At 54.7% G+C, this 7,018-nt stretch carries 5 protein-coding genes; all 5 read left to right on the top strand.

The window, feature by feature from the left end; all coding sequences use genetic code 11:
- The first annotated feature begins 88 nt into the window (after positions 1-88).
- Positions 89-1,126, top strand: a complete 1,038-nt coding sequence (mtnA, locus tag HAP95_RS05545; RefSeq protein ID WP_215883314.1) for an S-methyl-5-thioribose-1-phosphate isomerase — start codon at positions 89-91, stop codon at positions 1,124-1,126.
- Between the two features lie 68 nt (positions 1,127-1,194).
- The gene (gene gyrA / locus HAP95_RS05540) at positions 1,195-3,735 is read left to right on the top strand and encodes a DNA gyrase subunit A (RefSeq protein WP_215883313.1); all 2,541 of its coding nucleotides are present in this window, start codon (positions 1,195-1,197) and stop codon (positions 3,733-3,735) included.
- A gap of 3 nt (positions 3,736-3,738) precedes the next feature.
- The gene (gene serC / locus HAP95_RS05535) at positions 3,739-4,827 is read left to right on the top strand and encodes a 3-phosphoserine/phosphohydroxythreonine transaminase (protein WP_215883312.1); all 1,089 of its coding nucleotides are present in this window, start codon (positions 3,739-3,741) and stop codon (positions 4,825-4,827) included.
- 11 nt (positions 4,828-4,838) lie between these two features.
- A complete protein-coding gene (gene pheA / locus HAP95_RS05530) occupies positions 4,839-5,921 on the top strand; it encodes a prephenate dehydratase (protein ID WP_215883311.1) in 1,083 nt (360 codons plus the stop codon).
- On the top strand, positions 5,921-7,018 hold the full coding sequence (gene hisC, locus HAP95_RS05525) for a histidinol-phosphate transaminase (RefSeq protein ID WP_215883310.1): 1,098 nt from the start codon (positions 5,921-5,923) through the stop codon (positions 7,016-7,018). The genes pheA and hisC overlap by 1 nt, the downstream gene beginning before the upstream one ends.

Here is a 7,018-nt window from a genome sequence, read left to right as displayed (position 1 = left end):
TTTTACAGATATTTCGATGATCCGTATATTGAGCGCGCCGTGTATTTTATCCGGCGCTGTCCGAAGCCCGCCACTCAGGAGATTCTCTGTGCCCATAGTCGATAATATTCGTGCCATTCGTTGGGAAGATAATCAGCTTTGTCTGCTCGATCAGCGCTTGTTGCCACAACAGGAAATCTGGTTGCAGCTGGGTGATTATCGCGAAGTGGCCGTGGCCATTACCCAAATGGTTGTACGCGGGGCACCGGCTATTGGCGTGACTGCGGCTTATGCCATGGTATTGGCGGTGCAGGAAATGCGGCAATTTTCTGATTGGCAGCAGCGTTTGGCTGGGGCAGCAGCGGAAATCAAGGCAGCGCGGCCCACAGCCGTCAATCTGGCTTGGGCAACAGATCGCCAATTAACGCTGGCGCAAAGCGAAAGTGCTGCCGACCGGGCTGCGACATTATTGCTGCAGGCCGCTCATGCCTTGCTGGAACAGGACATCGCCGACAATCAACAGATGGGCCGTCATGGTGCCGCTTTGTTACCCGAGCAGGGCGGCATCCTCACGCACTGCAACACCGGGAGTTTGGCCACGGGTGGCTACGGTACGGCGCTGGGAGTCATCCGGGCGGGCATTTCTGCCGGAAAACAACTGCAGGTGTATGCCGACGAAACCCGACCCTGGTTGCAGGGTGCGCGCCTGACCGCCTGGGAACTTCAGAAGGACGGCATTCCCTTTCACTTGAATGTGGATAGTGCAGCGGCTTATCTCATGCAGCAAGGGCTTATTCAGGCGGTGATCGTAGGCGCTGACCGGATTGCCGCCAATGGTGATGCAGCCAATAAAATCGGAACATATAGTCTCGCGGTATTGGCGCAATATCATCAGATCCCCTTTTATGTGGCAGCACCCTTAAGTACGGTAGATTTCGCCATGCCTGCCGGAGAAGGAATCATTATTGAAGAGCGTCCGGACAGCGAAGTCCGGCAGTGTGCGAGCCACGATGTGGCTCCTGAGGGTGTTAAAGTGCGGAATCCGGCGTTTGATGTCACGCCCGCCGCCCTCATTACGGCGATTATTACTGAAAAAGGGGTGGCCCGGGCGGACTACCTGCACAGTCTTGCCGAGCTGTGTGGCTGAAACATGCAGAAAGCGTCCTGTTGTGACATAATGCCGCGTTAAAATAATCAAGGATATCCGGTCTCCAGATGATAGAGTTCGCCAAAGAAACCATTCCCGTCAGTCTCGAAAAGGAAATGCGCCAGTCCTACCTCGATTACGCCATGAGTGTGATCGTCGGGCGGGCGCTTCCTGATGCCCGCGATGGCCTGAAACCGGTACATCGTCGGGTGCTTTTTGCCATGCACGAGATGAATAACGACTGGAACAAGCCCTACAAAAAATCTGCCCGCGTGGTGGGCGATGTCATTGGTAAATATCATCCTCATGGAGATACTGCCGTATATGACACCATGGTGCGTATGGCGCAGGACTTTTCCATGCGCTATCCCCTCATTGACGGGCAGGGTAACTTTGGCTCGGTAGATGGTGACAGTCCGGCGGCCATGCGTTATACCGAAGTACGCATGTCGCGCATTGCCCATGAAATGCTCGCCGATCTGGAAAAAGAAACGGTGGATTTTGGTCCCAACTACGACGAGAAAGAATGGGAACCGCTGGTCATGCCAGCACGTATTCCAAACCTGCTCATCAACGGTTCGGCCGGTATTGCGGTGGGTATGGCCACCAACATTCCCCCCCATAACCTGACCGAAATTATCAATGCCTGTCTGGCGTTGGTGGATGATCCGCAGACCTCTGATGAAGATTTGTTCGATCTGGTCCCTGCACCCGATTTCCCGACTGCCGGCTACATTCTTGGCCGGGCCGGAAGTATTGAAGCGTACCGCAGTGGTCGGGGCCGCGTGGTCATGCGTGCGCGTACCGAATTTGAAACCGACAAAAAAACCAATCGGCAGAGCATTATTGTTGCGGAATTGCCCTATCAGGTGAATAAGGCCCGCCTGATTGAACGCATTGCCGAAATGGTCAAGGAAAAGCGTCTGGAAGGCATCAGTGACTTGCGCGATGAATCCGATAAATCGGGTATGCGCATTGCCATTGAGTTGAAGCGCGATGCCAACGCCGATGTGGTGCTCAATAATCTGTTTCAGCATACGGCCATGCAAAGTGTTTTCAATATCAACATGGTGGCCTTGCTGGACGGCGCCCCCCGGACTTTGGGTTTGCGTGAGCTGCTGAATGCCTTCATTCAGCATCGTCGGGAAGTAGTAACCCGCCGCACCATTTTTGAACTGAAGAAAGCGCGTGATCGTGCCCATATTCTGGAAGGTTTGGCGGTGGCTCTGGTTAACATCGATCCGCTCATCAGTCTGATTCGTGCAGCAGCCAATCCAGCGGAAGCCAAGGCCAAAATGCTGGAGCGGGTCTGGGAACCGGGGATGGTGGCTTCCCTGCTTGCCGAGCGTGGCGAACCCTCTGACGGGATGCAGGCTGATGGTTATCACCTTTCCGAAACCCAGGCACAGGCAATTCTCGATTTGCGTTTGCATCGGCTGACCGGTCTGGAGCAGGATAAAATTCGTGATGAGTATCTGGGCTTGCTGGATCGCATCAAGGAATTACTGGAGATTCTCGGGTCCCATTTGCGCTTGATGGAAGTCATTCGCGAAGAGCTGGTCGCCATTCTTGATCAGTATGGTGATGTCCGACGTAGTGAAATTGTGGCCGATACCGGCGATATTTCCAATGAAGATCTTATTGCCGAAGAAGAAATGGTGGTGACCTTCACTCATGCCGGTTACATCAAAGCCCAACCGGTCACCGTATTTAATGCCCAGCGTCGCGGTGGTAAGGGAAAAATGGCGACGACCACCAAGGAAGAAGACTTCGTGGAGCGGATGTTCTGCGCTTCTACTCATGCCTACTGCCTGTTTTTCAGTAACCTCGGCAAGGTGTTCTGGCAAAAAATTTATCAGTTACCCCAGGCGGGTCGCGGTGCCAAGGGTAAGCCGATTGTAAATCTGCTGTCGCTGGCTCCCACCGAACGTATTACTGCTGTGTTGGCGGTGCGCGATTTCACGGAAGGACAATTTGTGTGCATGGTGACGGCCCATGGGGTCGTCAAAAAAACCCCGGTCATGGATTATTCCCGGCCGCGCAGTCAGGGTATTAACGCCATCAACCTCGATGATGGTGATCGTCTGGTGAGCGTCTGCCTCTCCGATGGGCAACGCGAAGTCATGCTCTTTACCCGTCACGGCATGGCGGTCCGTTTCCCGGAAGAAAAGGTCCGGGCCATGGGCCGTAATACCCGGGGTGTACGGGGCATCAGTCTGGCAGAAAACGATCGGGTGATTTCTGCGGAACTGGTCGATGCGAATCAGATCGTGCTGACAGCAACGGCGAATGGTTACGGCAAGCTCACGACGGTCGAGGAATATCGACGGACCAATCGCGGGGGTAAAGGGGTCATCGCCATTCAGACGAATGAACGCAACGGGAATGTGGTTGGTGCTCTGGCAGTGACGGAGCGCGACGAGTTGATGTTGGTCTCCGACCACGGCACCTTGATTCGAATTGCGGTGGACAGCATCCGGCGCACGGGCCGTAATGCCCAGGGTGTGCGTTTGATCAACCTGGGCGAGGGCGAACAGCTTGCCGGTTTGGCGCTTATTGCAGAGACAGATGAAGAGGAGGGGGAGCAGTCCGAACTGCCCCAGGAATAAATGATGAATCAGCCGGTATATAATTTTGGTGCGGGTCCCGCCATGTTGCCGCCTGCGGTGCTGGAGCAAGTGCAGGCGGAACTGCTGGATTGGCATGGTCGTGGTATTTCCGTCATGGAAATGAGCCATCGTGGTGCGGACTACATGCAGATTATTGCGGAAGCCGAGCAGGATCTCCGTGATCTCATGAACATCCCGGAAAATTACAGGGTCCTGTTTTTGCAAGGCGGCGCGACCCTCCAGTTTGCCATGGTCCCGCTCAATTTGTTACGCGGGCATCACAAGGCCAGCTATGTGCAGACCGGCATCTGGTCAGAAAAAGCCTTGAATGAGGCGCGGCGTTTTGCTGAGGTGGAAGTTTCTGCGAGTAATGCCGATCGTCAGGCACGTCTGGTGCCGCCCCAGTCCGAATGGCAGGTCAGCAAAGACACCGCTTATGTGCACATTGCCGGCAATGAAACCATCGGTGGGGTGGAGTTCGATTTTGTTCCGGAGCTGGGAGACATTCCGTTGGTCAGTGATGCTTCTTCCCACATTTTATCGCGCCCCGTGGATGTCAGCCGGTTCGGGCTGATTTATGCGGGTGCCCAGAAAAATATTGGTCCGGCTGGCTTGACCCTGGTAATTGTGCGTGAAGACTTGTTGGGACATGCCCTAGCCAATACGCCCACCATGCTGGATTATGCCGTGCAAGCCAAAGAAGGTTCCATGCACAATACCCCGCCCACATTCGCTATTTATGTAGCCGGTTTGGTATTCAAATGGTTGAAAAAGACCGGTGGCCTGCAGGCGATGGCCGAACGCAATGCGCACAAGGCGGAATTGCTATATCAGGCCATAGACGGATCAGAGGGTTTTTATGCCAATCCGATTGAACAGCGTAACCGGTCCTGGATGAATGTGCCCTTTGCTTTGAGAAACGCCAATCTGGACAAGGCATTCCTGCAGGAAGCCGAACTTCAGCACCTGCTCCAACTCAAAGGCCATCGTCTGCTGGGTGGAATGCGCGCATCCATTTATAATGCCATGCCCGAGACCGGTGTGCAGGCGTTAGTGGATTTCATGCGGGACTTTGCCCGCAAGCACAACTAGGAGCGGTGGTTTTGAAAACATCCTCGCGCAGCCTGGTAGAATTGCGGGCCGCCATTGATCAGGTAGATGGCAAAATTTTGGCGTTACTGAGCGAGCGGGGCCATCTGGCCCACGCAGTCGGGGAACTCAAACGTGCTGAGGGCGAAAGCCGTTTTTATCATCCTGATCGTGAGGCGGAAATCCTGCGACGGATTATGCAGGAAAACCCCGGACCTTTTACAGATGCCCAGGTGGCCAGCATTTATCGGGAGATTATTTCGGCAGGGCTGGCTCAGGAAGAAGCCTTGCAAGTCGCTTATTTGGGGCCAGCAGGGACATTCTCGCAGATGGCCGCGCAAAAACATTTTGGGCGTTCGGCATCTTTTCAACCGACGGGCAGTATCCCTGAAATTTTTCGGATGGTGGATGGCGGGCAGGCACAATTTGGCGTGGTTCCGGTAGAAAACAGTACGGAAGGTTCTGTCAACCTGACTCTCGATTTGTTACTGGATTATCCCCTGCAAATTTGCGGGGAGGTGCAGTTACGCATTGTGCATAATCTGGTGGCCAATATTCCCGTGGAACAAATCCGCAAGGTTTATGTGCATTACCAGACCCGCGCCCAGTGTCGACAATGGCTGGCTACGCATCTGCCCCATGTCGAGTTGGTGGATGTCCCCAGTAACGGGGTAGCCGCAGAACGGGCAGTCCAGGATCCGCAAGGTGCTGCCATTTCAACCACAGTGGCTGCCGAAACTTATGCCCTGAATATCCTGCAGGCTGGCATTGAAGATAACCCGGAAAACACCACACGTTTTCTGGTTATCGGAAAAATCTTTACGCGTCCCACCAGTCAGGACAAAACCAGTCTGGTGGTGGCGGGTATTAATCGGCCGGGGAGTCTCCACGCGCTCTTGTCGCCCCTGGCTGATGCCCATGTCAGCCTGACCCGCATAGAATCCCGTCCCGCTCGTTCGGCGGTCTGGGAATATGTTTTTTACCTGGATTTGTTGGGACATTGTCAGGATTCTGACTTAACCCCGGTACTAGATGCTCTGGCGGCACAATCTTCTTTTTATCGTTGTCTGGGAAGTTATCCCAAGGCGGTTTTTTAATGGCACTGAATTTTCTGGAGTACGCAGCTCCGGGTGTGGCGGATTTACGTCCCTATCAACCCGGCAAGCCCCTGGCTGAACTGGAACGCGAACTGGGCATTCGCGACGCCATCAAACTGGCTTCCAATGAAAATCCCCTGGGTCCCAGTCCTTTGGCGCTGGCGGCAATACGTGACGCATTGCCCGATCTGGCCCTTTATCCAGAAGGTGGAGCCCCGGAACTGCGGGCGCGCCTTGCGCAAATTCATGACCTGGACCCCCGGCAATTTATTTTTGGAAATGGTTCGGATCAGGTTATTGAAATGGCGGTCCGTGCCTTTGCCGGGCCAGGGACGGAAGTGATCGTGTCGCAATATGCTTTTGCCGCTTATGCCATTGCTGCACAGGCCAGTGGTGCGACGGTACGAACCGCGCCTGCTCGCAATTACGGACATGATCTGGATGCCATGACGGCCTTGCTCAGTGAGCAGACGCGGCTGGTATTTATCGCCAATCCCAATAATCCAACCGGCACGCAATTGTCCGGCGCGGCCCTGGAAACCTTTATTGATAGTGTTCCGGCGCATGCCCTGGTAGTTCTCGACGAGGCCTATCTGGAACTGATGGACGACGACAATTATCCCGATGGTCGCCAATGGCTGGGACGTTTCAGCAATTTGCTGGTAACCCGGACTTTTTCCAAGGCTTATGGCTTGGCCGGCCTGCGCTGTGGTTATGGAATGGGGCATCCGGACCTGATTGCCGTGCTTGAACGCGTCCGTCAGCCTTTCAATATCAACAGCCTGGCGCAGGTAGCTGCGCATGCCGCCCTGCTTGATACCCGGCATCTTGAGGCAACGCGCGTCAACAATCGCCAGGAAAGACAGGTTCTGGCGGAGGGGTTGGATAAATTTGGATTGACAATTCTCCCCCCTGCAGGCAATTTTACCGCCTTCGCCGTACCGGGAGGAGGGCAGCGCGTGTATGTGGCGTTGTTAGAGCGTGGTGTGATCGTGCGCCCCCTCAGCCCCTACGGCATGCCGGATCATCTGCGGGTGAGTGTGGGCCTGCCGGTGGAAAATCAACGTTTTCTGAAAATGCTGGGCGAGGTCCTGTAA

Origin of the sequence: Acidithiobacillus sulfurivorans, assembly GCF_018853815.1 — a bacterium.
Taxonomy (GTDB): domain Bacteria; phylum Pseudomonadota; class Gammaproteobacteria; order Acidithiobacillales; family Acidithiobacillaceae; genus Acidithiobacillus; species Acidithiobacillus sulfurivorans.
Note: the sequence above shows the minus strand (reverse complement) of the source record. Positions and strands in the feature narration are given on the sequence as shown.

What these genes read in the sequence shown, in the direction of transcription:
- hisC (WP_215883310.1), top strand. Translation starts at nt 5,921, where the DNA reads ATGGCACTGAATTTTCTGGAGTACGCAGCTCCGGGTGTGGCGGATTTA.
- gyrA (WP_215883313.1), top strand. Translation starts at nt 1,195, where the DNA reads ATGATAGAGTTCGCCAAAGAAACCATTCCCGTCAGTCTCGAAAAGGAA.
- serC (WP_215883312.1), top strand. Translation starts at nt 3,739, where the DNA reads ATGAATCAGCCGGTATATAATTTTGGTGCGGGTCCCGCCATGTTGCCG.